The sequence below is a fragment of the Halomonas halophila genome, assembly GCF_030406665.1.
In the GTDB taxonomy this organism is placed as follows: domain Bacteria; phylum Pseudomonadota; class Gammaproteobacteria; order Pseudomonadales; family Halomonadaceae; genus Halomonas; species Halomonas halophila.
This window is the reverse complement of sequence record NZ_CP129121.1, coordinates 534,801-559,722: the sequence shown is the minus strand read 5'-3', so window position 1 is coordinate 559,722 and position 24,922 is coordinate 534,801. Positions and strand designations below refer to the sequence as shown.

Below are 24,922 nucleotides of genomic sequence, written 5' to 3'. Positions count from 1 at the left end.
TTCGCTCCTTTTTTCACGGTCGCTTACCAGGTCATGGAGGCGGCGTTGAGCAGGCCGACCGCGACGGCGATGCTGCCGCTGAGCACGCCGTAGGCCACATGCGCCTCGCTGATGTGGGTGGACAGGCTCTGCCCCTGAAGCTTCAGCACGCCCTTGGTCACGAAGAAGGTCACGATCTGGACGACGAAGGCCACGATGCCCCACAGGATGAAATCGACCAGGCTGATCGAGTGCGACATGGCGCTATAGAGCGGGATGGTGAAACCGAGAATGGCACCGCCATACGCCGCCGACGCCGCGGTATTGCCCGCCTGGATCAGCTTCCATTCCTTGTGCGGGGTCACCTTGCTGTAGCAGAACATGAACAGCACCAGCATCACGACGCCAGTGATGAGATAGCAGAGAAAGGCGGGGAGCCCGGCGAGATAGTTCATATACGATTCCTTGTATGAAGTGGTCCATTGCGGTTGGCGAATACAGCGCCTGAGCGTTATACCGCCGTAATATTATTCGGGTTCAGGTCGATACCGAGGTTGGTCACCAGCTGATAGCTGCGATCTTCCTCGTCGGCTTCACCACTCAGCAGCACATATTCGTAGCGTCCCTCGCCTTCGAGTTGACGCTCATAGAGCATGCAGTGGTGAATGACCCGACGGTTGATGACGCTTTCCAGCGTGGTGACTTCCTCTTCGAGCAGCACCGGTGGCGACCAGGGCACGCCTTCCTGCCCCCAAACCCGGCCATAGCTTGCCGTCTGCCCACTTTCACTTTCAAGCGGAAGCACGGCTTTCCCCAGTGACACTCCGCCATTGGATACGCCGTGTTCGTTGATGAGGCGATCGAACTCGGTATCGGCCAGATGCTGCACCTGGTAGAAGTCGAACAGCTTGTATTCGATCACCTTTCCCGCTTCGACCGAGGCCTGCACCCAGGTGTCGTTCTCCAGGTAGAAGCGCACCAGGCTTTCGCCCTGCCCCAGGTCGACCCTTCCCACGGCAGCGATATGCAGGTCCTGCCCACCCATGCTGCTGTCGAAAAGCAGGTCGCTGTAGGGCTCCAGTGCCAGCAGATCGAAGGTCACGCGCCCGTCGAGACGCATGCCGGCGAAGTCTTCCGGCGACATGTGGGTCGGCAGGCCGCGAGCGAGCCTGGCCTGCTGATCATCAAAGGCTTGCTGTTCCTTCTGGTCGGAAGTCGCACCGCGCAGCAGGGCTTTCATCTTGTCGAACATGCTGAAGATTCCTCGCAGGCGTTACCGAGTGACGGCGGCCGACGGCGCCAGCAGCGTCATCAGCTCATGCTCGGAAAGTCGCTTGTTGCCCATGTAGAAGATCACGTCACCCTCATGCAGCACGACGTCTCCCGGCGGGTTGAGCAGGTTGCCGTCTTCTTCGTTGCTGTCGCTGATGCCGAGCAGGGTGACATCGCGCTGGCGCTTGGCCCGGGCAAACAGCTCGCCGTAGGTCATGTCCTGGGTCGCCGGCAGGCAGGCCTGATACTGGGTGGCACCGTGCGTCACCGAGAGCAGCTCGTTGACCACCCGGCTGATGCCGGCATCCGTCGAGGAACGCACCAGCATTTCGATGGCGAGCGCTTCGGTGCACTCGATCCCGGGCAGGGTTCGGCGCAGCATGGCCGCGGTGTCCGGATCCCCGCAGTGCGCGACGATATGGCAGCGCTCCGACTTGAGGGGATAGACCGAGAGCGCGATGGTGGCGACCCGTTCGTCGCTATCGTCGTAGATGATGATACGGCTGGCACCGGCGACTCCGGCGCGCTGCAGCAGCTCAGCATTGGCGAAGCTCTCGCCGCGGACGAACTTGATATCGCCGGGCATCGGGTTGCTGAGGTCCTGGCAGACGCACAGCACGATATCGTCGGGCAGCTCGCTGTCGGCGCGCAGGATGTTGATGATGTTGCGGGTCGTTTCGCCGTGCCAGCCAATCACCAGGGTATGACCGTTCAGCGCACGGTAGTCGCTTCGTCCTTCCACGAGGTGCCTCCAATAGGTACTGATGGTCATGGTCGCCTTGCCGATCAGCGCGGCAAAGATAGCGATCCCTCCCGGAATCAACCAAAGCGCGGCCACGAGTTGGCCGCTCGCCGTGACGGGAGAAAAATCGCCGTAGCCGACGGTGGAGGCCGTCGTGACATAGAAGTACAGCCACGTCACCGGGGCGGACGCGACCGCTTCCCCTGCGGCGGCCATGGCGATCCATGAGAGCAGGAGATGCATCAGGGTGACGAAGAGCAGGAAGCTCCAGCTCACCCGGAACATCGACGCTTTCAGCGTTTTCAAGAGACGTACAATGACAGGCATGGCATAGCCTCTGCGCCTGCTCCATCACTGAAGCAGGCGCATCTTGTCCGAGAGGGTTTTCGCTATGACAGGCTGTTCAGCTGTCGCTATCCGCGCTCTGAGCACGCGCCTTGAGGCGTGACATCACATCACTGGCCTGGCGGTTGCTGGAGCCGATCCCCGCGTCCTTGAGACGCTCGTCGAGATCCGCGCCGCTGGCCTCCTTCTCCATCTGGGAAGCGGCCTCCATCTGGGCGGCCCGATGCTCCTGCTTCTTCTTGATGCGGTCCAGCGAATCCATGGCGTTGCTCATGGAAGCGTTCTGCCCGGAGTGCTTCTCGGCCACGGCGGCCTGGGCCTTCTGGGCCGACTCGGTGGCCTTCACCACGCTGATCTGCTGCTTGATCTGACGCTGGTTGTTCTGCGACTTGCGGATCGTCGATTGCAGCGTCTCGATGCTGCCGTCGTACTGGGCGACCACCGCCTCTTCGGAGGCCTTTTCTTCCTCGAGCGAAGCGATGCGCCCGGCCACTTCCTGGGCGAGTGCCTCGTCACCCTTTTCCAGTGCCGCGATGGCGCTGGCCTCGTACTCGCTGATGCTGTCGACGAGACTGTCGACCTTCTTCTGCGCCAGTGAGCGATCCGCCATGATCGAGGCCAGCTGGGTCTTGGCATCGTTCAGTTCTTTCTCCGCATCGCGCATTTCCTGCTCCAGGATACGGATGGCCTGATGATCGATGATGGCCTCGCCGGTTTCACTGGCGGCGCCGCGGAAAGCCGTGAAGATTTTACGCAACATGACGATGATTCCCTTCGTTTAAGCGATGTAGTCCTGGACGAGATCGGCGATATCGATGGCGGCGGAGGCACAGGCATGCACCTCGGCGCTGATCGCCTCCGGCCGGGAGCCGCCGTAGAGCTGCCCGAAGACCACATAGTGGGCTTCGCCGTTGAGCGTCATGACGCCGGCGGAAACCAGCGGAATCGCCACGCCCTGCTCCAGCAGGAGGCGATTCAGGGTGGCGGTGTCCTTCACCGCGGCGACGGGGGCGATATCGGCCAGCACGACCCATTGATCGTCACTGTACGTCAGCGTCACCACCAGGTCGCCGTAGTCTTCCAGCGTCCACAGGATCGTCTGCGAATCGGGCACCAGCTCGATGTCGCCCTTCGGCCACGCGGCCTCGCTATCTTCTGTCGCCTGCTGCGCGAGGATATCCTCGAACAGAACATTGGCTGATGAGTAGCTGGTTACCAAATCTAATCTCCTTTTATCATCGGCGTCCTTGTGCCATGACGCCCAGCTCATCGTTACCGATTGGCCAACCGTTAAGCCGCCCGCTTGGATAACGCCTTCATTGGCAAGTTCCGCAACAGGAACGGACGCCGCATTCCGATTGGCGGCATTCCTTGCCACGGCGTCAGTCAGCCTCGACGCGCCGAGACTCAAACTTTTTCTGGCGATGCCTCGATGACGGAAAGCCAAGATGCCGAATCATAACGCCCTGTCGAATCGGCACACTACTTTTCCCAGGCAAACACCGGAAAGGAAGCATATCGAGAGTCTCTGTCACGGTAAATCATCAGGTATGCCATAACGCTACACAGGCACACTTCTCAACAAGCATCCAGCATTTCTCGTCCGCTGGTACCGCGTTTTCCTCCTAAGCAGCAGACGCACAGAGCCCTGGGACAAATCGCCCAGGTGTCGAGTCTTCCCCCACCACGCCGGCCGTGATGGAATGCCCTACTTCCACCACTTCGATGACGGGGCCGGGAACCGCGAGCCGCCGATGAAACGCTACGAGACATTCGCCGACCAGATCGCCGAGCTGATCCGCGAGGGCGTGCTGGCCCCGGGCGAGCGGGTGCCCTCGGTGCGCCAGGCCAGCCGCCAGTACGGTATCAGCCACTCCACCGTCTTCCAGGCCTACTACCTGCTGGAGGATCGCGGACTGATCGTGGCCAGGTCGCGCTCCGGCTATTACGTGCGCGAGCAGGCCCGGCGCGTGCTGCACGAGCCGCGCATGACACCGAGCCGGCAGGAAAGCGCCGACGTGGCCGTCAGCGAGCTGGTGTTCTCGGTGCTCGACTCGCTCCAGGACCCCGACACCGTGCCGTTCGGCTCGGCCTTCCCCAGCCCCGAGCTGTTCCCGCTCGCCCGGCTGGCCCGCAGCATGGCCAGGGGCCTGCGCGAGATGAACGACAATGAGGTGCTCAGGGACATGACGGCGGGCGACGCCGACCTGCGCCGCCAGATCGTGCTGCGCTACACGCTGAAGGGGATGCCGCTGCCGCCCGAGGAGCTGGTGATCACCAGCGGCGCCATGGAGGCGCTGAACCTGGGGCTACAGTGCGTGACCGAGCCCGGGGACCTGGTCGCCATCGAGTCGCCGGCCTTCTATGCCAGCCTGCAGATCCTCGAGCGCCTGAAGCTCAGGGCGGTGGAGATTCCCGTGCACCCGCGCGAGGGCGTCGACCTGGACGTGCTGGCGGACAGCCTCGCGCGGCTGCCGATCAAGGCCTGCTGGTTCATGAGCCATCTGCAGAACCCGCTCGGTGCGAGCCTCGACGACGACAGGAAGCGCGCCCTCTACGCGCTGATCAAGCGCCACCGGGTGCCGCTGATCGAGGACGACGCCTACGCGGAGCTGCACTTCGGCACCACGCCGCCGAAGCCGGTGAAGCAGTTCGACGACGAGGGCCTGGTCATCCACTGCGGCTCGTTCTCGAAGAGCCTGGCGCCGGGGTATCGGGTCGGCTGGGTGGCGGCCGGGCGCTTCGCGGAGGCGATCTCACGGCTCAAGCTGATGACCACCATCTCGCCCTCGGTGCCGGCCCAGGCGGCCATCGCCGACTATCTCCAGTACGGCGGCTATGACCGCCACCTGCGCCGGCTACGCCATGCACTGGAGACCCAGCAGGGCCGGATGCTGACCGCAGCGGCGCAACACTTTCCGGCCGAGACCCGGGCCACGCGCCCGGCCGGCGGCTACTTCCTGTGGTTCGAACTGCCCGAGCGAGTGGACTCGCTGCGCCTGTTCCATCTGGCCCGGGAGCATGGCATCAGCCTGGCGCCGGGGCCGATCTTCTCCGCCACCCAGGGCTTTCGCCACTGCCTGCGCCTGAGCTACGGCCATCCCTGGACGCCGCGCAGCGAGGCGGCCATGGCGACGCTGGGCGAGCTGATCGACACTTTCTGAAGCGATGTTCACTCCGCTCCGTTCAGGCGCCGTTCCAGCCGGCCTATCTGCTGGAGGTCGTGCAGGTAGAGGTCGAGCCTGGACGCGGCGAAGGCCAGCAGCGCCGAGGCATAGACCAGCCCGGTCAGCACGGCCAGGTCGTTGATCCAGGCCAGGGCCGGCACGGCCACCGGGTAAGCCGTCGCGAAGATGCTCATACCGCCCCAGAACAGCGCCATCAGGCTGCAGGCCATGACCAATACCAGCATCGGCCCACGCCGATAGTGCCGCGGCGGGCGGCTCTTCCAGCCCGGCAGGTGAGCGACGGTCAGCTCGCCGCGGGTATCGATGTGCCCGCGGCGGCGCAGCAGCGGCTCGGCGAAGGCCTTCTGCCGGCCCGGCGCCACCGCCGCCAGCACCAGGCGCGGGGCGACGTCGCCGCCGAAGATGCGGGCGACCTCCTGCTTGAACCCTTTCGAGGGCTCACCGTCGCGGCAGCCCTCGGCCTCGTCGGCCAGCGTCGTCAGCGCCCGGTTGACCCGCTCCGGGCGCTCCTCCTCGTCCTCGAAGTTGATCGCATAGTGCACGCTGTACACCTGATGCAGCGCGAACGTCACACCGACGAAGATCAGGAAGAACGCGACGTAGATCATCATGACACCCCTCAAACCCTGGAAACCGGCCCGCGTCCCGCGGCCCCTGTCGTGGGCGGTCAAGATGACAGAACGGCCGGGACCATAACAGGGGCAGAAGGTCGCGAAAAAAGGGGATCAGTTCGAGACGCTGGCGCCTGGGCAGGGGCAGATGAAAAAGGCCGCGGCAATCGCCGCGGCCTTTTGTGTCTTCGGGCAGCGCTTACTTCATCTCGAAGCCGCGCTTGACCAGGAAGTCGCGCATATGAGGACGCAGCTTGGTGTCGAACAGCGGGCCTAGGCTCTTCGACCAGTTGGTGTCCTTGGTACCGCCGGTGCGCTCACCGTAGTAGCGCTGCATCTCGTCGTCGTAGGCGTCGACCTGCTCGCGATCGTCGGTGTAGCGGTCTTCCTTGAGGATCGCCTCCACCGGCAGGCGCGGCTTCACGTCCGGATCGTGGGCCGGGTGGCCGATGCACATGCCGAACACCGGGTAGACGTGGTCCGGCAGCTCGAGCAGCTCGCTGACGGCCTGCGGGTTGTTGCGGATGCCGCCGATGTAGCAGATGCCGAGGCCCTCGGACTCGGCGGCCACGGCCACGTTCTGCGCCATCAGCGCGGTGTCGACGCTGGCCACCAGCAGCTGCTCGGTCATGCCGCGCACGACGTTGGCACCGGTGCGATCGGAAGCCTCGGTGGGCCGCTTCATGTCGGCGCAGAACACCAGGAAGTCGGAGGCGCTGGCGATATAGCCCTGGCCACCGGCCAGCTCGGCGATCTGTTCGCGCTTGGCCGGGGTGGTCACGTGGATGACGCTGTAGGCCTGCACATGGTTGGAGGACGCGGCGGCCTGGCCGGCGCTGACCAGCTCCCGCAGCAGCTCGTGCGGGATCTTCTGGTCGGTGAACTTGCGTACCGAGCGGTGGGACTTCAGCAGTTCGATGGTCGGATTCATGGGACCTCGCGGGATTCACGTTCGAACAGGCAGGGTCGGACGAATCGCCGTCCCTGCCAAGACCCCAACAAGATACTTAACATGCTTACGGCATGCCATCATGGGCGCCATATCGTCGAGCTATCGGGGGCGACAGAGGGCGGGCATCGGCACGAGCGGCTTCGGGCACTATATTAGGGGACCATCGCCGCCATCGACATTCGGACACCACCAAGGGAGGAAGCCACGCCATGTCGTTGACCTTCAAGCCCCGACCTCGTGGCGGCCGCTGGCCGGTCGCCCTGGCCTGGCTGGCCACGCTGCTGCTCGTCCTCGCGGCGGCGCTGATGGGCGGCGCAGGGCCGGCCTACCGGATGGAATGGCTGACGCTCGGGCAGTCGTTCTCGCTGCTGCATCGCGGCGCCCTGCTGGCCGTGGGCGCGGCGGGCGTCGCCGCCCTGGCCTTCCTGATCGCCGGCCTGTGTCGGCGCGGCAAGCCGGCCCTGGCGAGCCTGCTGGTGATCGGTGCGGTGGTGGCGATGGTGGCCCAGCCGCTTCAGCTGCGCGAGCTGGCCCGCCGCATGCCGCCGATTCATGACATCACCACCGATCTCGCCGATCCGCCGGCCTTCGAGGCGCTGGCCGAGGCGCGCCGGGAAGCGCCCAACGCGCTCGACTACCCCCGCGCCTTCGCCGAGGCCCAGCGTTCCGGCTACCCGGCCCTGGGGCCGCTGGAGATCGCCCGCCCCCTGCCGGAGGTGCGCGATGCCGCCGAGGCTCTGGCCCGGGCACGCGGCTGGACGATCGCGGCCGTCTCCGAACGCCGGCTCGAGGCGGTGGCGACCACCCGCTGGTTCGGCTTCGAGGACGATATCGTGATCCGCCTGACGCCGACGCCAGCGGGCACCACGGTGGACATGCGCTCGGCCTCGCGCCTCGGCCGGAGCGATCTGGGCACCAATGCCGCGCGCATCCAGACCTTCCTCGAGGACCTGACGGCACGCCTGTCCGCCTGAGGCCGGCGACGGGGCAGGAACAGGGAAGGAGGCCGATTCGTCACCGAATCGTGAACACGCTACCATCATGCCCCCGCGAGACGCCGGTCTCGCGGGCCGCTGCAGCGGTCCACCATCATTCACAGGGAGCATCCTTCATGGCGGCCACGTACCGCGCCCCGGGTCAGATCATCACCTCGCTGCTGGATACCGACTGGTACAAGCTCACCATGATGCAAGGGGTTCACCACAACTACCCCAATGCCAGCGTGACCTGGGAATTCCGCTGCCGCGACGCCGAGGACCTGCGCCCCTATCTCGACGAGATCCGCGCCCAGATCGACGGCCTGGCCTCGCTGTCGCTGAGCGAGGCGGAATCGGACTACCTGAGCGGCTTCGCCTACATGTCGCCGGACTTCGTTCGCTTCCTGGAGCTGTACCGCTTCCGTCCGCAGTATGTGGACCTGCACATGGAGGGCAGCGAGCTGTGCATCGTCATCGACGGGCCCTGGACGCACAGCATCCTGTTCGAGATCGTGATCCTCGCCATCATCAGCGAAGTGCGCAATCACACCCGGAACCCCGGGGCCAGCGTCGATCAGGCCGTGTCACAGCTGCGCGCGAAGATGGACCGGCTGCGCCGTGACTATACGCCGGCCCAGCTGGCCGACTTCCGGCTGGCCGACTTCGGCACCCGGCGGCGGCTCTCCCAGCCGGTGCAGGAGGCCATCGTCGAGGTGCTGACCAAGGAGTTTCCCGGCCAGTTCGTCGGCACCAGCAACGTCGATATCGCCCGGCGCCACGGCCTGGCGCCGATGGGCACCATGGCCCACGAGTGGGTGATGGCCCATCAGCAGCTCGGCAGCCGGCTGGTGGACAGCCAGCGCGCCGCGCTGGAGGCCTGGGTACAGGAATATCGCGGCCATCTGGGCGTGGCGCTGACCGACACCATCAACCTCGACGCCTTCCTGGCCGACTTCGATCTGTACTTCGCCAAGCTGTTCGACGGCCTGCGGCATGACAGCGGCGATCCCATGGTGTTCGCCGAGAAGTGCATCCGCCACTATGAGACGCTCGGCATCGACCCGCGCGGCAAGACGCTGATCTTCAGCGACGCCCTGACCTTCGACTCGGCGATGGGCATCAAGACCGCGCTGGACGGGCGCATCCGCACCAGTTTCGGCATCGGCACCAGCCTTACCTGCGACCTGCCGGACGTGAAGCCAATGAACATGGTGATCAAGCTGGTGGCCTGCAACGGCCAGCCGGTGGCCAAGATCTCCGATGCCCCGGGCAAGATGCTGTCCCGGGACGAGGCCTATGTGCGCTACCTGAAAAGCGTCTTCGGCGTTTCGCACTGATCCGAAAGTGTCTGCGCTCGGCTATACGGCGTTAAAAATCAGCTCAAAATGCTCATTTACAGCTCGTAAACTCCGCTTTCTCGCTGATTTTTGCCTTGTCTAGCCTTCGCTCGACGACTTTCAAACTATTGCTGCCCCCCCTGGACGCGAAACCTGGACCGAATGCGAATCGCACGCGAAGACAATCTCAAACCATTGATATATCAGGAAAAATTGACCAACCTCGCGCTCCGAACTAGGATGCGCACCTGATACGTCACCTCGACAAGGAAGAACGCTCATGCAAGGCAACCAAGAGATCATCGACGCCCTGAACGGCCTGCTCGCCGCCGAGCTCGCCGCCATGGACCAGTACTTCGTGCACGCCGAGATGTATGCCGACATGGGGCTGACCAAGCTCCATGAGCGCATCGACCACGAGTTCTACGACGAGAAGGGCCACGCCCAGAAGCTGATCGAGCGCATCCTGATGCTCGAGGGCAAGCCGGACATCCACACCCGCACCGAGGTGCGCATCGGCAAGGACGTGGAAGAGATGCTCGGCTACGATCTGCAGCTCGAGTACGAGGTGGGCGACGCCCTGAAGGCCGCCATCGCCCTTTGCGAACGCGAGCGCGACTTCAACACCCGCGCCATCCTGCTGCCGCTGCTTTCCGACACCGAGGAAGATCACGCCCACTGGCTGGAACAGCAGCTGCGCCTGATCAAGCTGGTCGGCCGCGAGAACTATCTGGTCGCCCAGATGTAAACCGCTCGGGCCGGCCCGGCTCGGCGCTCAGCCTCTTCAGCTCAGTCAACTGGGCTCAGGGGCTCAGACCATAGCGCCGCGCGGCGCGGCGCAGGCGCCAGATGGTGATCACATTGGTCAGGAGGATCAGCGTCTCGGCGAGGGTGCCGCCGATGGAACCGGCCAGCAGGTTGCTGATCACCCAGCAGAAGGCCGCCACGGCCAGCACCGCGCGCATGGCGATGCCGCGCAGCATGAACATGCCCCAGGTGCCCAGCAGGCCGGCTAGCAGTGCCGGCACGTCGCGCGGGCCGCTCCAGGTCAGCAGGGCGACCGCCAGGGTGGCGACGAGGACCCCGGCCATCACCGCGGCGTTGCCCGGGTAGCGGCGCACCAGGACGATGCGCAGCACGATCAGCGCCGAGATGCCCGCCGCCACCCAGCTCTGGAACAGCGCGAACTGGGCGGCGAAGGCCACGTTGGCGAACAGCAGCAGCACGAACAGCCGATCGTCGCGCCGGCTGGCGAAGCCGGCCACGCACAGCGCCAATGCCACCAGGCTGACGCCCTGCCCCAGCCACTCCCTCGTCACCAGCCCGCTCAGGCCGATCTCTTCCATGCGTGCCTCCCTTCATCGCGCTGTCCTCAGGCATCGCGTCAGGCTAGCATGCCGCGCCATGGGTCAGCGCTCACTTCCGTTGCTGTGCCGACATGCGGTCACCCCGGCGCCAGACGCTTCCCCCTCTCTAGCCAAGCCGGCTCCGACGCGGTAGAATAATTAGGTAGCGAACTATGATCTGGCCAGCACCGGCGCATGGTTGGCTGTTTCCTTCGATTTCGGGCCGGCCTCCACCAGGAGGCCGGCTCTCTTTTCGCGCGTCATGCCGGGCCACCGCCCGCCATGCACCGTCGACACCGCCCTCTCCCCCGACCGCATGAAGGAGTCTTCCCGTGCCGGATGTCACCTCTCATTGCTCGACCCAGCGCCGGCCGCCCCTGCATCGCCCGACCCCGTGCTCCCCGTCCACCTCCGACGCGAGGCGACTGCCATGACCCAGAGGGACCGACTCCACTTGCGCTACGGCCCCCGCTATCGGCTGTGGGTCACGCTCACCGTGATGCTGGGCCTGGTGGCGCTGGGCATGTCGATCACCATCGTCAACGTGGCGATTCCCTTCATCAGCGACGATCTCGGCCTGAGCGACGCCGAGGCCCAGTGGCTCTCCACGGGCTTCCTGGCCTCCACCACGGTGTCGCTGCTGGTGGCCCCCTGGCTGGTGCACGCCGTCGGCCAGCGCGCCACCTATGCGGGCCTGCTGCTGACCTTCATCGCCGCCTCGATCCTCGGCGGACTGGGCAATGGCATGGCGATGCTGGTCGCCGCCCGGGTGATCCAGGGCGCCATGACCGGCCTGATCCGGCCGCTGGCGATGCAGGTGCTGTTCGACGTCTATCCCGCCGAGGGGCGTGGCATGGCGGTGGCCATGTACGGCATGTGCCTGGGACTGCCGCTGACTCTGGCGACGGTGATCGGCGGCTGGCTGGTGGAGCACCTGTCGTGGCACTACGTGTTCTTCGTGCCGCTGCCGATCTGCGCGGCGGCGGTGGTGATGGGCGGGTTTTTCCTCCCGCCCAGGGAAGGCCGCGGGCCGCTGCCGCCGTTCGACTGGGCCGGCGCCGGGCTGCTGCTGGCCGCCGTGTTCGCCCTGCTGACGGCGCTCTCCAGCGGCCAGCGCTGGGGCTGGAGCGACCCGCGCATCGTCGGGCTGGCACTGTTCTCGCTGCTCGCCGGCGCGGCCTTCGTGGCCTGGCAGCGGCGCTGCGCGCAGCCGCTGATGGATCTGTCGATCTTCCGCTACCGGCTGTTCGTGGTCGGCACCCTGGCGATGCTGCTGTTCGGTGGCACCTTCTACAGCGTGATGTACCTGCTGCCGCAGTTCGTGCAGTCGGTGCTGCACTTCAGTCCGGTCACCACCGGCATGATCTACCTGCCCTCCACGGCGGTGCTCGGCGTGCTGGTGCCGCTGGTCGGCTGGCTCAGCGACCGCCACCCGCCGCTGTGGCTGACCCTGCCGGGCCTGGCCAGCACGGCGTACGCGGTGTGGCGAATGGCGCAGATGGACGCCGGCACCAGCTTCGCCGCGCTGGCCGGCATCATGGGCATCATGGCGATCGGCATGGCGGCCTTCCCGCCGCCGACGCTGGCCAACGCCATCGCCGCGCTGCCGGCGCGGCTGACCGGCTACGGCTCGGGCATGCTCAACTTCGTGATGCAGCTGGGCGGTGCCCTGGGCACCGCCGGGCTGGTGATCCTGCTCGAGCACCAGACCGGCGTGCACGGCCGGCAGATCGCCTCGAGCGGCGCGCCGAGCGATGCGGTGTCACCCGACGGCTGGGCCTCGATCCTCGCCTATCAGGACGGCTTCTGGTGGCTGGTGATCAGCCTTATGATCATCATCGTGCCGACGCTGCTGGTCAGCCACTGGCGCCACGACTGACGCTCCACGGCACTCTCCACAGCGCCCTCCATACGCGCTTCCGCTCGCCCGAGCCCCGACGCCCGCCTCTCCGGCGGGCGTCGTCGTTGTCAGGCCTGGTCGTTGTGGTTGTGGTCGTCGACGGCTAGCCGGAACTCCTCCCGCCAGGCCTCGGCCTGGAGCGCCGGATCCTCCGGCAAGCGTCCCAGCTCGACGGCCAGTTCGAAGAAGCCCGTGCGCGGCAGGCCCTCGCCCTGTCGGCTGACCACCAGCGCGGCGATGAAGGGACGGCCGGCGGCGGCGTCTTCCCGCATCAGCTGTTCCAGGGCCAGCGCCACGCGGCGAATGGTACGCGGCGGCGTGAGCGCCAGGGCCTCGGCGAGCCGCTGGTAGGTCAACGGCAGCCTGTCATCGGGGGCCGCCTCCAGCAGCCGGCGCACGCGGGCCGACAGTGGGGCTTCAGCATCGCTCATGGGGGTCGTTCCTCATGTATCAGGGGCGCGTGGATGATGCCGCTCGAGGCGTGGCGCGTCGAGGACGGGATTAAACTTGTACAATAGCGATACATGATTAAAAATAAGTAAAATAAAATGCACGCCATCGCCTCTCCCTTGACTGCTCCGCAGTCGCGAGCGCATCGAAAAAGGAACCACCATGGGACACTGCGCCAGGGTCGCCAATCACTGCAACCGCTGCGAGATCGAGCTACCCTTCGACTTCGCCATGGCCTTCCAGCCGATCATCGACGTCGGCCGCCGCGAGATCCACGCCTACGAGGCGCTGGTGCGAGGCCCTGACGGAGAGTCTGCCCATTCGGTACTGCGCCAGGTCGACGACCGGCTGATGTATCGCTTCGACCAGGCCTGCCGGGTCAAGGCCATCGAGCAGGCCAGCCGGCTCGGCATGAGCGTGCCGCTCTCGATCAACTTCCTGCCCAACGCGGTCTACGAGCCCGCGGCCTGCCTGAGCGCCACGCTGGAAGTCTCGCGTCGCGTGGGCTGGCCGCTGGAGCGGCTGATCTTCGAGATCGTCGAGACCGAGCGCGTGGTGGACCGCGACCATCTGGCGGCGATCATCAAGGCCTACCGCCAGGCGGGCTTCCGGGTGGCGCTGGACGACTTCGGCACCGGCCACGCCAACCTGGACGTGCTGACCGAGCTGTATCCGGACAAGCTCAAGATCGATCGCCAGCTGATTCAGGGCTGCCACCGGGACCCGCGCCGCCAGGCGATGGTCAAGGCGCTGGCCGCCATGGCCGGCCCGCTCGGCGTGACGCTGATCGCCGAGGGCGTGGAGACCGCCGAGGAAGCGCGCTGGCTGTTCGAGGCCGGCATTCCGCTGCAGCAGGGCTACTACTTCGCCCGGCCGGCCCTCGACGCCCTGGCCGAGTCACCGGCCCGGCGCATCGATGCGCTGTTTCCCCGCCCGCTGGACCGAGGATGAGCCCATGCCGCTGACCCTGACCCGCTCCGACGGCGTGCCGCGACTGGTGCGTGACGCACCCATCGGCATCTGCATCACCAGCGAGGACGGCACCTACGAGATGGTCAATCCGGCCTACTGCGCATTCTACGGCTATGCGGAGGAGGAACTGCTGGGCCGGCCCTTCACCCTGATCATGCCGGAAGCCAGCCAGGCGGCGATGCTCGCGCGGCATCGCGACTTCATGCAGGGCGAGGCCGAACACGACGATCGACAGGAGTGGGAGGTGGTTCGCCGCGACGGCGAACGACGCAGCATCATCGTCGAATCGTTGCGCCAGGAAGGCGACGACGGCCGCCCCAGGCGCATCACCTTCATCACCGACATCACCGAGCGCAAGGCCATGGAACAGCGCCTCGAGTTCCTGGCCCGTCATGACGAGCTCACGGGGCTGCTCAACCGTCGCGCCGGCCTGGCCCGACTGGAGGAGGAGATCTCGCGTGCCCGGCGCCATGGCACGTCGCTGTGCGTGGCGATCTGCGATCTCGATCACTTCAAGCTGGTCAACGACCGCCACGGCCATGCGGTGGGCGACAGGGTGCTGCAAGGCGCCACCGAGCGCATGGAGGAGGCGCTGCGCGGCTACGACGTGCTGGCACGCCTGGGCGGCGAGGAATTCCTGGTGATCCTGCCCGGTGCCCGCCAGACCGAAGCCCGCTGCGCCATCGACCGGCTGCGCGAGCGGCTCGCGGCGACGCCGTTGGGCGAGGAGCGGATCCCCCTGACGATCTCGGCCGGCCTGGCCTCGCTCGAGGCGAACGAGGCCAGCCATCTGCTGCTGGAGCGGGCCGATCGCGCCCTCTATCGGGCCAAACGGGACGGCCGCAACCGGACCCTGGTGGGCTGAGAGGCCTCAGGCCAGCACCGCGTCGATCTCACGCTCGCCGTCCAGCAGCGGATACTCGCGGTCGTTCTCCGCCTTGCCCTGCACCAGATGCAGCAGCGCATGGGCCACGTTGGCCCGGGAGACGTCGTTGTGGCCGCCGTTTTCCTCCAGCGAGGCGGCGACGCGCCGGGTGGCCGCCTCGTCGGTGAGGCGGCCCGGCTTGAGAATCGCCCAGGGCACCTCGGCGGCCTTGAGATAGGCATCGGCGGCACGCTTGGCGGCGAGATAGGGGCGCAGCTTCTCCGGTCCGGCCAGCGGGTCGTCGACGCGCAGGGCGCTGACCATCACGAAGCGCTCGAGACCCCGCTCGGCGGCCATATCCACCGCGCGCATGGCACCGTTGAGGTCGATCAGCAGCGTCTTGTCGGGGCCGGTGTGCGGCCCGGAGCCGGCGGTGAACACCACCTGGTCGCAGCCCTCGAAGGCATGACGCAGCTCGCCCTCCAGGTCGCCGATCACGGTCTCGATGCCCCGCGCCTCGAACCAGGCGCGCTGGTCGTCATTGCGAACCATCGCCCGAACGGGCTCGCCGGCCTGCTGGGCCAGCTCGCAGAACAGGCGGCCGATCTGGCCGTTGGCGCCGATCACCAGGGTGGTCATGGGAAGGTCCCTCATGTGCCATGGATGTCAGACAGGCATGCGGGCCGGCCCGCCGGGATTCAAGGGCGGAGCGGGAAATCCACCGCCCACTGGCCGCCTGGCTCCCGGTGGCGTACCCTGCGGCCTCGTTTTCATTCACCCTAGAGGAGCGGCGCCTTGCAACCCGAGGATCTGCAACGCCTGGTCACCCAGCGCATGCCCTTCGGCAAGTACGAAGGCACCCTGATCGCCGATCTTCCCGGCCCCTATCTCGCCTGGTTCGCCCGCGAGGGCTTCCCGGCGGGCCAGATCGGCCAGCTGCTGCAGCTGATGCACGAGATCGACCACAACGGCCTCAGCGAGCTGCTCGAACCGCTGCGCCGGCGCGGCTGAACGGCCGCTCCACCCACCGATACCCCTGTTCATCCCCCTCTTGATTCACCCTGCTCATTCACCCTATTCATTCACCCACCGCGAGGACAGCATGCTGCGTATCTCCAATACCGTGGAAGTGCCCGACCACGAGATCGAGATTCACCAGATCCGCGCCCAGGGCGCGGGCGGGCAGAACGTCAACAAGGTCGCCTCGGCGGTGCATCTGCGTTTCGACATCCCCGCCTCGAGCCTGCCGGAGTTCTACAAGGAACGCCTGCTGGCGCTCTCCGACCAGCGCATCAGCAAGGACGGGGTGATCGTGATCAAGGCCCAGGAGCACCGTACCCTGGAGCTCAACAAGGAAGACGCGCTGAACCGGCTGCGCGAGCTGATCCGCCAGGCGATCCAGCAGCGCAAGGCGCGCAAGCCGACCAAGCCGACCAAGGGCTCCCAGCGCCGCCGGGTCGACAAGAAGGTCAAGAAGGGCCAGACCAAGGCGCTGCGCGGCAAGGTGAAGCTCTAGGCACGGCGGGCTCAGCGGAAGGTGTCGCAGACGGCACTCTGCGTCGAGGGATCGTGACGCTCGGTATGCGTCACCGGCCCGTCGCCGGGCTCGATGGCCACGCTCCACTGGTGATCGTGCTGCATGGGGTCGCAGTTGCCGGCGGTGCCGCCGCCGAAGTTGGCATCGATCCAGTAGTGCACGGCGTACCGGCCGTCCGCTTCCAGCGCGCCGGGAAAGGTGAAGGCGAAGCTCGGGGCATCCTCGGCAGAGACCTTGCCGGTCTCCACCGCGATGGTCTCGTCGAGGGCCGTGTCGACCAGCGCCGCCTGAATCGCCTGGCCGCCGTGGGGCCCCTGGAAGCTGGCGTCGCCCTGGAAGACCAGGTCCTGCCCCTCACTGGCGAGCGCCGTGCCGGCGATCAGCGGCAGCGTCAGCGACAGGCTCAGACCGAGCCGGGCGGCGATGGATGTCGTGGACATGGCGTGAACCTCCCTATGCAGTATTCGGGGCAAGCACAATGGCTCCCTCAGCATAGTGCCCCACCCCGACGCCTGCCGGCGGCGAGCTTTTCCATGCGCCATGACTTATATTCTCTGCACCGCTTCGCGCCGCGAAACCCAAACGCTCCGCCGTTCCGCCACGCTCACTGACGTGATGGCGACGGCCCTCGCCACGGCCGATTCAAACGATCGTTTGCATTTGAGCGGCGATCGGCTAGACTTGTTTTCGAACAGTGTTTCATAACACTGATACCCCTCCATGGAAAGGAGATCCTCATTGTGTCACCCACCGTGTTCCGCCATCGCCGCGAGGTCACGCCATGACCACCGATGCGCTGCTGATCCAGGTCCTGCTCTTCGTCTTCCTGCCGCTATGGGGCATCGCCGGCTTCGTCGACTGGTGCTGCCATCGGGCCACCCGCATCGAGGCCACCTCGGGGCTCAAGGAGTCGCTGGTCCATTCGCTGATGGGCCTCCAGGTCGGCATTCCGATCCTTCTTTGCCTGCTCTTTGAGGTCAACGTGCTGGTGCTGCTGATCTGCCTGGCGGCCTGGATACTGCACGAGCTGGTCGCCCACTGGGACGTCCACTACGCCGCCCCGCGCCGCCACATCAGCATCTGGGAGATGCACGCCCACAACTACCTGGCCAGCCTGCCGCTCTACATGCTGGCGCTGATCGCGGTGATCAACGGCCCGGTGGTGGCGGACCTGCTGACCCTGAACTGGGCCGGCCAGCTGTCGCTGGTGCCGCTGGAAACGCCCCACGGCGGTGACGGCTACCTGCCCGGCTATCTGGCCTTCATGGCGGTACTGGCGATCTTCCCCTATGCGGAGGAGAACCTGCGCTGCCTGGTGTTCGCCCTGAAGCGCCGGAGGCCGGCATGAGCGTCTACATCACCAGCACCGGCCACCATCTGCCCGGAGAACCGGTCGACAACGCGCGCATCGAGGAGGTGCTGGGCCGAGTCCACGGCAGGCCCAGCCGGCTCAAGCGGCGCATCCTGCAATCCAACGGCATCCAGACACGCCACTACGCCATCGACGCCGAGCATCGCACCACCGTCAGCAACGGCGAGATGGCCGCCCTGGCCGGCCGCGACTGCCTGGATCAGGGCTACCTGCCCGATGCCCGCCTCGACATGCTCAGCGTGGCCACCAGCCAGGGCGACCTGGTGCTGCCGGGCTTCGGCAGCATGGTGCAGGCCGAGCTGGGCCTGCCGAGCCTGGAGCTGCACACCAGCCATGGCATCTGCTCGAGCAGCATGATGGCGCTGAAGGCGGCCTGGACGGCGATCCGCGCCGGCGAGCACGGCAATGCGCTGGTGGTTGCCAGCGAGCTGGCCTCGCGGCTGTTCAAGGCCAGCCGCTTCGAGGCCGCCGGCGCCACGCCGGACTTCAACGCCGAGTTCCTGCGCTGGATGCTCTCCGACGGCGCCGGCGCCCTGCTGCTGGAGGATCGCCCGCGCGGCCTCAGCTTTCGCATCGACTGGATTCGCGGCGTGTCCCACGCCGACGCCTTCCCGGTGTGCATGAGCGTGGGCCGACCGAACGGCCAGGGGCGCCACCCGAGCTGGCAGGACTACCCCACCTACGCCGAGGCCGAGGCCGACGGCGCGCTGCTGATCCGCCAGGACGTGCGGCTGCTCGACCACCTGGTGAAGCTCGGCGTCGACGGCCTGCTGCGGCTGATCGACGAGGGCCGGGTGAAGGTCGACGAGGTCGACCACCTGCTGTGCCACTACTCGTCGCATCACTTCCGCGGCCAGATCTACGACATGCTGACCCAGGCCGGCGCCGCCATTCCCGAGGAGAAGTGGTACACCAACCTCTACACCCGCGGTAACACCGGCTGCGCCTCGCTGTTCATCATGCTCGACGAGTTCCGCCGCACCCGCGAGCTCGCCGAGGGCGAGACCCTGCTGTGCTTCGTGCCCGAGAGCGGGCGCTTCAACAACGTCTACATGCACCTCACCTTGGTCAGGGAGGCCACCTCATGAGCGACAAGGTCACCACCTCCGAGGGCCAGGCCTGCCTGCAGGGCCTGATGCGCGTCTGGTTCGACTTCGAGCGCCAGCTGAGCCGGGTGCCGATCCTCCAGCGCCTGGAGCGCGACCGCTTCACCGACGAGGACTACCGCCGGCTGCTGTGCCACCTGCGCCAGCAGGTGATCGAGGGCGCGCGCTGGATCACCCGCGGCGCCTCCAGCTTCGAGCGCGACTTCGCCGACGTGCGCTCGATGGTGATCGAGCACGCCCGGGAGGAACACCGCGACTACGAGATGCTGGAGGCCGACTACGTGGCGGCCGGCGGCGAGCGACAGACGATCGTCCACGCCGAGCGCAACGCCGGCAGCGAAGCGCTGCACGCCTTCATGATGCACCGCGCCAGCCAGCCCAACCCGGTCGACCTGATCGGCGCCATGTGGATCATCGAGGGGCTCGGCCACAAGATGGCCGACGACTGGGCCCGGCGCATCGACGCGGCCCTCGGCGGCGACGGCGGCGCCACGCGCTTCATGCGCTATCACGGCGCCAACGACGATGCCCACCTGGACAAGCTCTACGCGATGCTCGACCGGGTCTGCCGCGGCGAGGCGGAGCGCCGTGCGATCCTGCGCACCGCCCGGGTGGTGGCGCGGCTCTATGCCCTGCAGCTCGAGGAGATCGACCATGAGCCGACGTAGCCCCTTCCTGCGCGCCCTGGAGGCCGACGACACCCTGCCGATCGAGCGCGAGGCGCTGCGGCTCTGGCTCGACGACATGGAACGCCCCACACGCTGGTCGCTGCGCCCGCTGCTGCAGCTGGTGCTGGGCGCGCTGCTGCATCTGACCTGGTTTCTCAAGCGACTGCCGCTGCCGCAGTTCCGCGCCCACGGCCTGCTGCAGCGGCTGATCTGCTGGTTCTGCCGGCACGTGGTCAGCCCCGAGGCCAACCGGCTGATCCTGCGCCACTACGCCACCGAGTCGAACGTGATCAACTTCCTGATCGACAACGGCGCCGCCGGCGATGTCGAGCCGCTGACGCTGTATCCCCGGCGCATCGAGGACATGCTCACGGCGAGCTTCGTCGATCACGACCAGGAGTTGTTCCGGGCCTTCGCCGAGCTCGGCGAGCGCGGCCAGGACACCGCGCCACGCCCGCCCGGCGCGCTGCGCTGGGACCACTGGCGGCCGCTGGACATGGCCGAATTCACGCTCGAACGTCGCCGCACCCAGGTACTCGACTTCGAGAGCGCCCACGTGCTGTTCATGTGCCTGTTCTGCCTGCTGCTGACCCGCGAGGAGTACCGCGACGCCATCAACGGCTTCAACCTCGACCAGTCGATCGCGCTGCGCATCGGCCGCATGATCGACGACCCGAGCCTCGCCGAGCTGGCCTACAACAAGTACCCGCACTACCTGGTGGGTCCCTGGAACCTCAGCCAGCGCTTCCTGATGCACGGTTTCTTCACCGAACACCTCTACGCGCGGCTGGAGGCGCTCCGCCAGGGGGATGAGGGCCTGGGCCAGAAGGAGGAGACGTCGTGACTTTCACGGGGGGCTAAGTAGTATTGAGAGGTGCGCCACGCACCAAGACTCAAAACATCGCAAGGGAACAGACTCATGTCGTCGATTCATCGCAAGGCTGCGCTCGTGGCTCTTCCGCTGCTGTGCTTCAGCGCCGCTGCCCAGGCCCTGGACTGGCAGGCCACGCCCACCTACGGGACCGTCAATCTCAACTCGGGCTTCCAGCCCGACCCCCACGTGACCTCGCTCACCGCCGGCGGCAGCCGATCCGCGAGCGAGGCGGGGCCCAACTGCAGCGGCTACGTCAGCGGCGATCCCGACCTGGACCTCAACTACCAGGCCGGCCAGTACCAGCTGAGCATCTACGCCGAATCCCAGGCGGACACCACTCTGGTGGTCTTCGATGCCGCGGGCAACTGGCACTGCAACGACGACTTTTCCACCGCGGCCGGCACCAACCCGGGCATCGTGTGGAACAACCCGCCCTCGGGCAACTACAACATCTGGGTCGGCACCTACCAGTCGGGCAACCTGCCCGAGGCCGAGCTCTACATTTCCGAAGCGTCTCCCGCCTGGGGCGGCGGCAACGTCTCCACCGGTTCCGGCGGGTCGTCCCACGGCATCGAGTGGGGCGACAACACCAGCCAGTGGGCCAACGACGGCGAATGCGACGACCCCCGCTTCGGCGGCCCGGGCGTGCACTCGATCAACCTGGACGAGGATCGCTACCACGACGCCAATGACTGCCGCTCGCTCTACGAGCAGGGCCAGATCTATCTGAAGTGATGCCCGCCGGGCGCCAGCAGCCGCCGGCGCCCGACCGTCCCGCTGGCGGCCTCAGTGGTTCTTGACCCGCCATATCCGCCACCCCAGCACCACCAGCAGCAGGATCGCCAGCGGCCCGAACACCGCCACCGCCCGCCATGGGGCGATCGGCATGCCCAGTGCCTCGAGGCTGCCCAGCGCCAGCTTGATCAGGCTGAACAGGTAGTAGCTGATGACGATGATCGACAGGCCCTCGACGGCCTTCTGGATCTTCAGCTGACTGCTGGAGCGCGCGTCGAGGCTCTTGAGGATCTCGACGTTCTGCTCCTCGATCTCCACCTGGGCACGGGTCCGCAGCAGGTCGTTGAGGCGTGCCACGTTCTCGGCCAGCCGCTCCTGGCGACGATCCACCGCGGCACAGTAGCGTACCGTGGGCTGGAAGCGGCGCATCAGGAAGACGCCCAGCCGCTGACAGTCGCCCACACGGCTCTCGCGCAGCCGCTCGACCCGGTCGAAGACGATGCCGGCATAGGCCTCGGTGGCGGCGAAGCGATGACGACTGCGCGCGCCGCTGCGTTCGAGCCGGGCCGACAGCGAGGCGATCGCCGCCAGCAGCGGACGCGGCCCCTCGGGCAACCCCTCGGCGTTGCGGTCGGAGAGCTCACCGAGCTCTGCCTCGAAGCCCGCCAGTTCACCGCCGAGGGACTTGGCCAGAGGCAGCGCCAGCGACGCCATCATGCGATAGGTCTCGATCTCGAGCAGCCGACGGCCGATGCGGCCGAGGCGGAAATCGTTGAGGGCGCGATTGACGAGCAGCATGCGATTGACGCCGACCTCGTCGAGGCGGAAGTCGCTCCACACCGTGGCATCGCCCCCGGCAACCCGCGAGCCGGAGGGATCGACGAAGCCATAGTGAGCGGTGTCACCGGCCCAGTCAGCCTCGTTCTCCACGCGAATCAGGGTGGCGCTGATCAGCGCCTCGTGATGGGCCTCGGCGATCTCGGCCAGCCGCGGCGGCGGGGCCGGCCACAGCGGTGCGTCGTCGCCGATCGGCACCATCAGGGTGAGGGTGAAGAACTCGGTATGGCGCTCCCACTTGAGCACTCGGTCGCCGTCGAGGGTCAGGATGCCCTGGACGGCATCGGCGGCGGGCTGGGTGTCGCTCAGCTCGCACAGGCGCCGGACGATACCGTCGCAGACGCCGTCGGTGTCGAGAAAGGCATAGTGGTGAAGGTGTGCCGGCCCGGCGAAGTAGATCGAGGGCCGGGCATGCAGCTCGTTATGGAGTTGTTCGCGCTGGGAATGCATGGTCGGAACCGCGTCAGAAAGGGGGAACCCTCGAGACTACGGGCCCGGGCGGCCGCGGGGAAGCCGCTCGCGCTGCGGCACTATGCCCCACCGGCTGCGCTCATAGCCATTTGACGCGCCGGAACCACCACAGCAGCCCGACGCCGATCGTCAGCATCGCGCCCATCACGATGAAGTAGCCGTAACGGTAGTCAAGCTCCGGCATGTGGCTGAAGTTCATGCCGTAGATGCCGGCGATGAAGGTCAGCGGCACGAAGATCGCGGTGATCACCGTCAGCACCCGCATGGTCTCGTTGAGCCGGTGCGAGGACAGCGACAGGTGGCCGTCGATCAGGTCACCGCAGATGTCGTAGTACATCTGGGTCAGGCTGTGCAGCCGCTCGAAGCGCTCGTGCACGTCGTTGATGGCATGCAGGGTCTCCTCGTTGCCGCGCGGCAGGTGGGCGTAATCGTAGGCGGTGATCTCCTGGGTGATGCCCAGGTGGTAGTTGTAGAGGCGGCGCATCTTCACCAGCCGCGAGCGATAGCCGATCAGCCGTCGCATCAGCTCGTCGTTGCCGTTCTCGACCAGGGCGTCCTCGAGGTCGCTCAGCTCGGTCTCGAAGGCCAGCAGGCCGTCCAGATAGTAACCGGCGGAGGCATACATGACGCGCAGCGCCACGAACGCCGGCGACCGCGCCAGCAGGGCGCCGGCATCCTGACTCATCAGCCGGTCGATGCTCAGCGCCAACCCGGGATGCAAACTGATCAGCAGGCGTTCGCCGAGCAGGAAGGCGATCCGCTGGGGCTCGTAGCGAAGCTCGGCGTCGAAGGAGGAAATGCCGCGATAGAGGATCAGGGTATGGTCCTCGAACTCCTCGATCTTCGGCGGATGGCGCTCGCGGTGCACGTCGTCGATGGCCAGCGGGTGGAAACCGAAGCCTTCCAGGAAGGCCCGCTCGTCCGCCAGGGACTCGCCCTGCAGGTCGATCCACAGATGGCTGTCGGGACGTTCTCGCCAGCGTGCGATCAGCTCCTCGCCGCCGCGGAGTTCGGCCTCGCCCGGCACCACCAGCAGTGTGCGTATCATCGCTCGGTCATCCTTTGACGGGACAATGTCGGCATCTTGCGGCATGGGCCGGCGTTTGCCCACCCCGCACGCGGCCATCCATCAGCTCGCCTTGCCACATCCTGTCCGGAGCCATCATGTCCCCACCCTCTCGCGTCGCCGACGTCTTCCGCACCTTCCTGCTGCTGGGCCTGACCGCCTTCGGCGGCCCCGTCGCCCACCTCGGCTATTTCCGCCAGGAGTTCGTGGTGCGCCGCCGCTGGCTCGACGAGCACGCCTACGCCGACCTGGTGGCGCTGTGCCAGTTCCTGCCGGGCCCGGCCAGCAGCCAGGTCGGCTTCGCCCTGGGCCTGCTGCGCGGCGGCCCGCTAGGCGCCCTGACCGCCTGGGCAGCTTTCACCCTGCCCTCGGCGCTGCTGCTGATGGCCTTCGCGCTGGGCGCGGGAAGCCTGTCCGGCCCGCTCGGCAACGGCCTGCTGCACGGCCTGAAGGTGGTGGCGGTAGCCATCGTCGCCCATGCCGTCTGGGGCATGGCGGGCCGCCTGTGCCCCGACCGGCGCCGTGCCACCATCGCCGTGGCCGCGACGCTGCTGGTGCTGGCGGTGAACGGCCCGATGGGCCAGCTGCTGGCCATCGTGCTCGGCGCCCTGGCCGGCGGGCTGATCTTCCGCGAGGCCGGCCAGGTACGACCGGCGGTGCTGAACATCGGCCTTGGCAAGCGCACGGGCGCCGCCTGCCTGCTGGCCTTCGCCGGCCTGTTGATCGGGCTGCCGCTGCTGGCCCAGGCCGGCATCGGTCAGGGCATCGCCCTGGTGGACGCCTTCTACCGTTCGGGCGCGCTGGTGTTCGGCGGCGGCCATGTGGTGCTGCCGCTGCTTGAGGCCGAGGTGGTGCAGCCGGGCTGGGTATCGCCGGACGCCTTCCTCAGCGGCTACGGCGCGGCCCAGGCGGTGCCGGGGCCGCTGTTCACCTTCTCGGCCTATCTGGGCATGGCCACGAACGGGGTGCCCGGCGCGCTGCTGGCGCTGGGGGCGATCTTCCTGCCGGGGATGCTGCTGCTCGCAGGGACGATACCGTTCTGGAACGCCCTGCGCACCCGTCCGGGACTGCAGGCGGTGATGCGCGGCGCCAACGCCGCGGTGGTCGGCCTGCTGGCGGCGACGCTGTACCAGCCGGTGTGGACCAGCGCGATCCTGGGGCCGGCGGAGTTCGCGCTGGCCCTGGTGGGCTTTCTGCTGCTGACGGTGTGGCAGCGCCCGGCCTGGTGGGTGGTGCTGCTATGCGGCCTGGGCGGCATGCTGCTGGGGCTGCCGTCGTCGCCCTGACCGCCCGAGGCCAGACATGTGGACCCAGACGCAA

Annotated in this window: 28 protein-coding genes; 15 read left to right on the top strand and 13 right to left on the bottom strand. The window is 67.0% G+C overall.

Going from position 1 to position 24,922, the window contains the following annotated elements; genetic code table 11:
• Positions 1 to 23 precede the first annotated feature (23 nt).
• From QWG60_RS02590 to QWG60_RS02570, 5 genes are all read right to left on the bottom strand, one after another.
• A complete protein-coding gene (locus tag QWG60_RS02590; protein ID WP_106488279.1) occupies positions 24 to 434 on the bottom strand; it encodes a DUF350 domain-containing protein in 411 nt (136 codons plus the stop codon).
• A 56-nt stretch (positions 435 to 490) separates the two neighbouring features.
• Positions 491 to 1,231 carry a DUF2491 family protein gene (locus QWG60_RS02585; RefSeq protein ID WP_146907718.1) on the bottom strand — a complete coding sequence of 247 codons (741 nt, stop codon included), beginning with the start codon at positions 1,229 to 1,231 and terminating at the stop codon, positions 491 to 493.
• 21 nt (positions 1,232 to 1,252) lie between these two features.
• Positions 1,253 to 2,320: an ion channel gene (locus tag QWG60_RS02580; protein ID WP_146907720.1), complete on the bottom strand. Its 1,068-nt coding sequence runs from the start codon at positions 2,318 to 2,320 to the stop codon at positions 1,253 to 1,255.
• 76 nt (positions 2,321 to 2,396) lie between these two features.
• The gene (locus QWG60_RS02575; protein ID WP_146907721.1) at positions 2,397 to 3,098 is read right to left on the bottom strand and encodes a PspA/IM30 family protein; all 702 of its coding nucleotides are present in this window, start codon (positions 3,096 to 3,098) and stop codon (positions 2,397 to 2,399) included.
• A gap of 18 nt (positions 3,099 to 3,116) precedes the next feature.
• Positions 3,117 to 3,557 (bottom strand): DUF2170 family protein, encoded by a 441-nt coding sequence (locus QWG60_RS02570; RefSeq protein ID WP_246124625.1) that lies wholly within the window; start codon positions 3,555 to 3,557, stop codon positions 3,117 to 3,119.
• Positions 3,558 to 4,092: 535 nt separating this feature from the next.
• Here QWG60_RS02570 and mapR point away from each other — a divergent pair.
• Positions 4,093 to 5,502 (top strand): GntR family transcriptional regulator MpaR, encoded by a 1,410-nt coding sequence (mapR, locus tag QWG60_RS02565; RefSeq protein ID WP_146907772.1) that lies wholly within the window; start codon positions 4,093 to 4,095, stop codon positions 5,500 to 5,502.
• 8 nt (positions 5,503 to 5,510) lie between these two features.
• Here the strand turns inward: mapR and QWG60_RS02560 are convergent, their stop codons facing one another.
• Both QWG60_RS02560 and nfsA read right to left on the bottom strand, forming a co-directional pair.
• On the bottom strand, positions 5,511 to 6,137 hold the full coding sequence (locus tag QWG60_RS02560; protein WP_146907723.1) for a hypothetical protein: 627 nt from the start codon (positions 6,135 to 6,137) through the stop codon (positions 5,511 to 5,513).
• Between the two features lie 199 nt (positions 6,138 to 6,336).
• Positions 6,337 to 7,068 carry an oxygen-insensitive NADPH nitroreductase gene (gene nfsA, locus QWG60_RS02555; RefSeq protein ID WP_146907725.1) on the bottom strand — a complete coding sequence of 244 codons (732 nt, stop codon included), beginning with the start codon at positions 7,066 to 7,068 and terminating at the stop codon, positions 6,337 to 6,339.
• 230 nt (positions 7,069 to 7,298) lie between these two features.
• Between nfsA and QWG60_RS02550 the strand changes: the two genes are divergently transcribed.
• From QWG60_RS02550 to bfr, 3 genes are all read left to right on the top strand, one after another.
• Positions 7,299 to 8,063 carry a DUF1499 domain-containing protein gene (locus tag QWG60_RS02550; protein ID WP_146907727.1) on the top strand — a complete coding sequence of 255 codons (765 nt, stop codon included), beginning with the start codon at positions 7,299 to 7,301 and terminating at the stop codon, positions 8,061 to 8,063.
• A 137-nt stretch (positions 8,064 to 8,200) separates the two neighbouring features.
• The gene (gene pncB / locus QWG60_RS02545) at positions 8,201 to 9,403 is read left to right on the top strand and encodes a nicotinate phosphoribosyltransferase (protein ID WP_146907729.1); all 1,203 of its coding nucleotides are present in this window, start codon (positions 8,201 to 8,203) and stop codon (positions 9,401 to 9,403) included.
• 280 nt (positions 9,404 to 9,683) lie between these two features.
• The gene (gene bfr, locus QWG60_RS02540) at positions 9,684 to 10,151 is read left to right on the top strand and encodes a bacterioferritin (RefSeq protein ID WP_035593797.1); all 468 of its coding nucleotides are present in this window, start codon (positions 9,684 to 9,686) and stop codon (positions 10,149 to 10,151) included.
• Positions 10,152 to 10,206: 55 nt separating this feature from the next.
• On the opposite strand, the gene QWG60_RS02535 is transcribed toward bfr, so the two are convergent.
• Complete coding sequence (locus QWG60_RS02535) at positions 10,207 to 10,749, bottom strand: YgjV family protein (RefSeq protein WP_046079479.1); 543 nt, start codon at positions 10,747 to 10,749, stop codon at positions 10,207 to 10,209.
• Between the two features lie 430 nt (positions 10,750 to 11,179).
• Here QWG60_RS02535 and QWG60_RS02530 point away from each other — a divergent pair, with 430 nt between their 5' ends.
• Complete coding sequence (locus tag QWG60_RS02530) at positions 11,180 to 12,628, top strand: DHA2 family efflux MFS transporter permease subunit (protein WP_046079480.1); 1,449 nt, start codon at positions 11,180 to 11,182, stop codon at positions 12,626 to 12,628.
• Positions 12,629 to 12,717: 89 nt separating this feature from the next.
• Here QWG60_RS02530 and QWG60_RS02525 read toward each other — a convergent pair whose 3' ends face one another.
• Positions 12,718 to 13,080 (bottom strand): hypothetical protein, encoded by a 363-nt coding sequence (locus tag QWG60_RS02525; protein WP_146907731.1) that lies wholly within the window; start codon positions 13,078 to 13,080, stop codon positions 12,718 to 12,720.
• A 181-nt stretch (positions 13,081 to 13,261) separates the two neighbouring features.
• Between QWG60_RS02525 and QWG60_RS02520 the strand changes: the two genes are divergently transcribed.
• Together QWG60_RS02520 and QWG60_RS02515 are read left to right on the top strand one after the other, a co-directional pair.
• A complete protein-coding gene (locus QWG60_RS02520) occupies positions 13,262 to 14,050 on the top strand; it encodes an EAL domain-containing protein (RefSeq protein ID WP_107181318.1) in 789 nt (262 codons plus the stop codon).
• Between the two features lie 4 nt (positions 14,051 to 14,054).
• The gene (locus QWG60_RS02515; protein ID WP_246124626.1) at positions 14,055 to 14,936 is read left to right on the top strand and encodes a GGDEF domain-containing protein; all 882 of its coding nucleotides are present in this window, start codon (positions 14,055 to 14,057) and stop codon (positions 14,934 to 14,936) included.
• A gap of 6 nt (positions 14,937 to 14,942) precedes the next feature.
• Here the strand turns inward: QWG60_RS02515 and QWG60_RS02510 are convergent, their stop codons facing one another.
• The gene (locus QWG60_RS02510) at positions 14,943 to 15,575 is read right to left on the bottom strand and encodes an SDR family oxidoreductase (protein WP_106488268.1); all 633 of its coding nucleotides are present in this window, start codon (positions 15,573 to 15,575) and stop codon (positions 14,943 to 14,945) included.
• Between the two features lie 156 nt (positions 15,576 to 15,731).
• Between QWG60_RS02510 and QWG60_RS02505 the strand changes: the two genes are divergently transcribed.
• Positions 15,732 to 15,947 (top strand): DUF3820 family protein, encoded by a 216-nt coding sequence (locus tag QWG60_RS02505; RefSeq protein WP_035593808.1) that lies wholly within the window; start codon positions 15,732 to 15,734, stop codon positions 15,945 to 15,947.
• A 91-nt stretch (positions 15,948 to 16,038) separates the two neighbouring features.
• Positions 16,039 to 16,452, top strand: a complete 414-nt coding sequence (gene arfB, locus QWG60_RS02500; RefSeq protein ID WP_046079486.1) for an alternative ribosome rescue aminoacyl-tRNA hydrolase ArfB — start codon at positions 16,039 to 16,041, stop codon at positions 16,450 to 16,452.
• 11 nt (positions 16,453 to 16,463) lie between these two features.
• Here the strand turns inward: arfB and QWG60_RS02495 are convergent, their stop codons facing one another.
• On the bottom strand, positions 16,464 to 16,913 hold the full coding sequence (locus QWG60_RS02495) for a hypothetical protein (RefSeq protein WP_035593811.1): 450 nt from the start codon (positions 16,911 to 16,913) through the stop codon (positions 16,464 to 16,466).
• 341 nt (positions 16,914 to 17,254) lie between these two features.
• On the opposite strand from QWG60_RS02495, the gene QWG60_RS02490 reads away from it, so the two are divergent.
• The 5 genes from QWG60_RS02490 (at position 17,255) to QWG60_RS02470 (ending at position 21,228) form a co-directional block, all read left to right on the top strand.
• On the top strand, positions 17,255 to 17,821 hold the full coding sequence (locus QWG60_RS02490; protein ID WP_146907735.1) for a diguanylate cyclase: 567 nt from the start codon (positions 17,255 to 17,257) through the stop codon (positions 17,819 to 17,821).
• Positions 17,818 to 18,933 (top strand): beta-ketoacyl-ACP synthase III, encoded by a 1,116-nt coding sequence (locus tag QWG60_RS02485; protein ID WP_146907737.1) that lies wholly within the window; start codon positions 17,818 to 17,820, stop codon positions 18,931 to 18,933. Before QWG60_RS02490 ends, QWG60_RS02485 begins: the two co-directional genes overlap by 4 nt.
• Positions 18,930 to 19,619 (top strand): hypothetical protein, encoded by a 690-nt coding sequence (locus QWG60_RS02480; RefSeq protein ID WP_035593817.1) that lies wholly within the window; start codon positions 18,930 to 18,932, stop codon positions 19,617 to 19,619. The genes QWG60_RS02485 and QWG60_RS02480 overlap by 4 nt, the downstream gene beginning before the upstream one ends.
• Complete coding sequence (locus QWG60_RS02475; protein ID WP_146907739.1) at positions 19,606 to 20,463, top strand: DUF6999 family protein; 858 nt, start codon at positions 19,606 to 19,608, stop codon at positions 20,461 to 20,463. The genes QWG60_RS02480 and QWG60_RS02475 overlap by 14 nt, the downstream gene beginning before the upstream one ends.
• A 75-nt stretch (positions 20,464 to 20,538) precedes the next feature.
• Positions 20,539 to 21,228, top strand: coding sequence for a hypothetical protein (locus QWG60_RS02470; protein WP_181454272.1), 690 nt, complete (start codon positions 20,539 to 20,541; stop codon positions 21,226 to 21,228).
• A 51-nt stretch (positions 21,229 to 21,279) separates the two neighbouring features.
• Here the strand turns inward: QWG60_RS02470 and QWG60_RS02465 are convergent, their stop codons facing one another.
• Positions 21,280 to 22,515 carry a DUF3422 domain-containing protein gene (locus tag QWG60_RS02465; RefSeq protein ID WP_107181327.1) on the bottom strand — a complete coding sequence of 412 codons (1,236 nt, stop codon included), beginning with the start codon at positions 22,513 to 22,515 and terminating at the stop codon, positions 21,280 to 21,282.
• A gap of 100 nt (positions 22,516 to 22,615) precedes the next feature.
• Positions 22,616 to 23,584: a magnesium transporter CorA family protein gene (locus QWG60_RS02460; RefSeq protein WP_146907742.1), complete on the bottom strand. Its 969-nt coding sequence runs from the start codon at positions 23,582 to 23,584 to the stop codon at positions 22,616 to 22,618.
• A 116-nt stretch (positions 23,585 to 23,700) separates the two neighbouring features.
• Here QWG60_RS02460 and chrA point away from each other — a divergent pair, with 116 nt between their 5' ends.
• Positions 23,701 to 24,888, top strand: coding sequence for a chromate efflux transporter (chrA, locus tag QWG60_RS02455; RefSeq protein ID WP_146907744.1), 1,188 nt, complete (start codon positions 23,701 to 23,703; stop codon positions 24,886 to 24,888).
• Positions 24,889 to 24,922: the final 34 nt, after the last annotated feature.

What these genes read in the sequence shown, in the direction of transcription:
- QWG60_RS02465 (WP_107181327.1), bottom strand. Translation starts at nt 22,515, where the DNA reads ATGCATTCCCAGCGCGAACAACTCCATAACGAGCTGCATGCCCGGCCC.
- QWG60_RS02525 (WP_146907731.1), bottom strand. Translation starts at nt 13,080, where the DNA reads ATGAGCGATGCTGAAGCCCCACTGTCGGCCCGCGTGCGCCGGCTGCTG.
- QWG60_RS02590 (WP_106488279.1), bottom strand. Translation starts at nt 434, where the DNA reads ATGAACTATCTCGCCGGGCTCCCCGCCTTTCTCTGCTATCTCATCACT.
- QWG60_RS02510 (WP_106488268.1), bottom strand. Translation starts at nt 15,575, where the DNA reads ATGACCACCCTGGTGATCGGCGCCAACGGCCAGATCGGCCGCCTGTTC.
- QWG60_RS02560 (WP_146907723.1), bottom strand. Translation starts at nt 6,137, where the DNA reads ATGATGATCTACGTCGCGTTCTTCCTGATCTTCGTCGGTGTGACGTTC.
- QWG60_RS02520 (WP_107181318.1), top strand. Translation starts at nt 13,262, where the DNA reads ATGGGACACTGCGCCAGGGTCGCCAATCACTGCAACCGCTGCGAGATC.
- chrA (WP_146907744.1), top strand. Translation starts at nt 23,701, where the DNA reads ATGTCCCCACCCTCTCGCGTCGCCGACGTCTTCCGCACCTTCCTGCTG.
- QWG60_RS02535 (WP_046079479.1), bottom strand. Translation starts at nt 10,749, where the DNA reads ATGGAAGAGATCGGCCTGAGCGGGCTGGTGACGAGGGAGTGGCTGGGG.
- QWG60_RS02470 (WP_181454272.1), top strand. Translation starts at nt 20,539, where the DNA reads ATGTCGTCGATTCATCGCAAGGCTGCGCTCGTGGCTCTTCCGCTGCTG.
- QWG60_RS02550 (WP_146907727.1), top strand. Translation starts at nt 7,299, where the DNA reads ATGTCGTTGACCTTCAAGCCCCGACCTCGTGGCGGCCGCTGGCCGGTC.
- pncB (WP_146907729.1), top strand. Translation starts at nt 8,201, where the DNA reads ATGGCGGCCACGTACCGCGCCCCGGGTCAGATCATCACCTCGCTGCTG.
- QWG60_RS02480 (WP_035593817.1), top strand. Translation starts at nt 18,930, where the DNA reads ATGAGCGACAAGGTCACCACCTCCGAGGGCCAGGCCTGCCTGCAGGGC.
- nfsA (WP_146907725.1), bottom strand. Translation starts at nt 7,068, where the DNA reads ATGAATCCGACCATCGAACTGCTGAAGTCCCACCGCTCGGTACGCAAG.
- QWG60_RS02515 (WP_246124626.1), top strand. Translation starts at nt 14,055, where the DNA reads ATGCCGCTGACCCTGACCCGCTCCGACGGCGTGCCGCGACTGGTGCGT.
- QWG60_RS02530 (WP_046079480.1), top strand. Translation starts at nt 11,180, where the DNA reads ATGACCCAGAGGGACCGACTCCACTTGCGCTACGGCCCCCGCTATCGG.
- QWG60_RS02580 (WP_146907720.1), bottom strand. Translation starts at nt 2,320, where the DNA reads ATGCCTGTCATTGTACGTCTCTTGAAAACGCTGAAAGCGTCGATGTTC.
- QWG60_RS02490 (WP_146907735.1), top strand. Translation starts at nt 17,255, where the DNA reads ATGACCACCGATGCGCTGCTGATCCAGGTCCTGCTCTTCGTCTTCCTG.
- QWG60_RS02495 (WP_035593811.1), bottom strand. Translation starts at nt 16,913, where the DNA reads ATGTCCACGACATCCATCGCCGCCCGGCTCGGTCTGAGCCTGTCGCTG.
- arfB (WP_046079486.1), top strand. Translation starts at nt 16,039, where the DNA reads ATGCTGCGTATCTCCAATACCGTGGAAGTGCCCGACCACGAGATCGAG.
- QWG60_RS02485 (WP_146907737.1), top strand. Translation starts at nt 17,818, where the DNA reads ATGAGCGTCTACATCACCAGCACCGGCCACCATCTGCCCGGAGAACCG.
- bfr (WP_035593797.1), top strand. Translation starts at nt 9,684, where the DNA reads ATGCAAGGCAACCAAGAGATCATCGACGCCCTGAACGGCCTGCTCGCC.
- QWG60_RS02475 (WP_146907739.1), top strand. Translation starts at nt 19,606, where the DNA reads ATGAGCCGACGTAGCCCCTTCCTGCGCGCCCTGGAGGCCGACGACACC.
- mapR (WP_146907772.1), top strand. Translation starts at nt 4,093, where the DNA reads ATGAAACGCTACGAGACATTCGCCGACCAGATCGCCGAGCTGATCCGC.
- QWG60_RS02585 (WP_146907718.1), bottom strand. Translation starts at nt 1,231, where the DNA reads ATGTTCGACAAGATGAAAGCCCTGCTGCGCGGTGCGACTTCCGACCAG.
- QWG60_RS02575 (WP_146907721.1), bottom strand. Translation starts at nt 3,098, where the DNA reads ATGTTGCGTAAAATCTTCACGGCTTTCCGCGGCGCCGCCAGTGAAACC.
- QWG60_RS02460 (WP_146907742.1), bottom strand. Translation starts at nt 23,584, where the DNA reads ATGATACGCACACTGCTGGTGGTGCCGGGCGAGGCCGAACTCCGCGGC.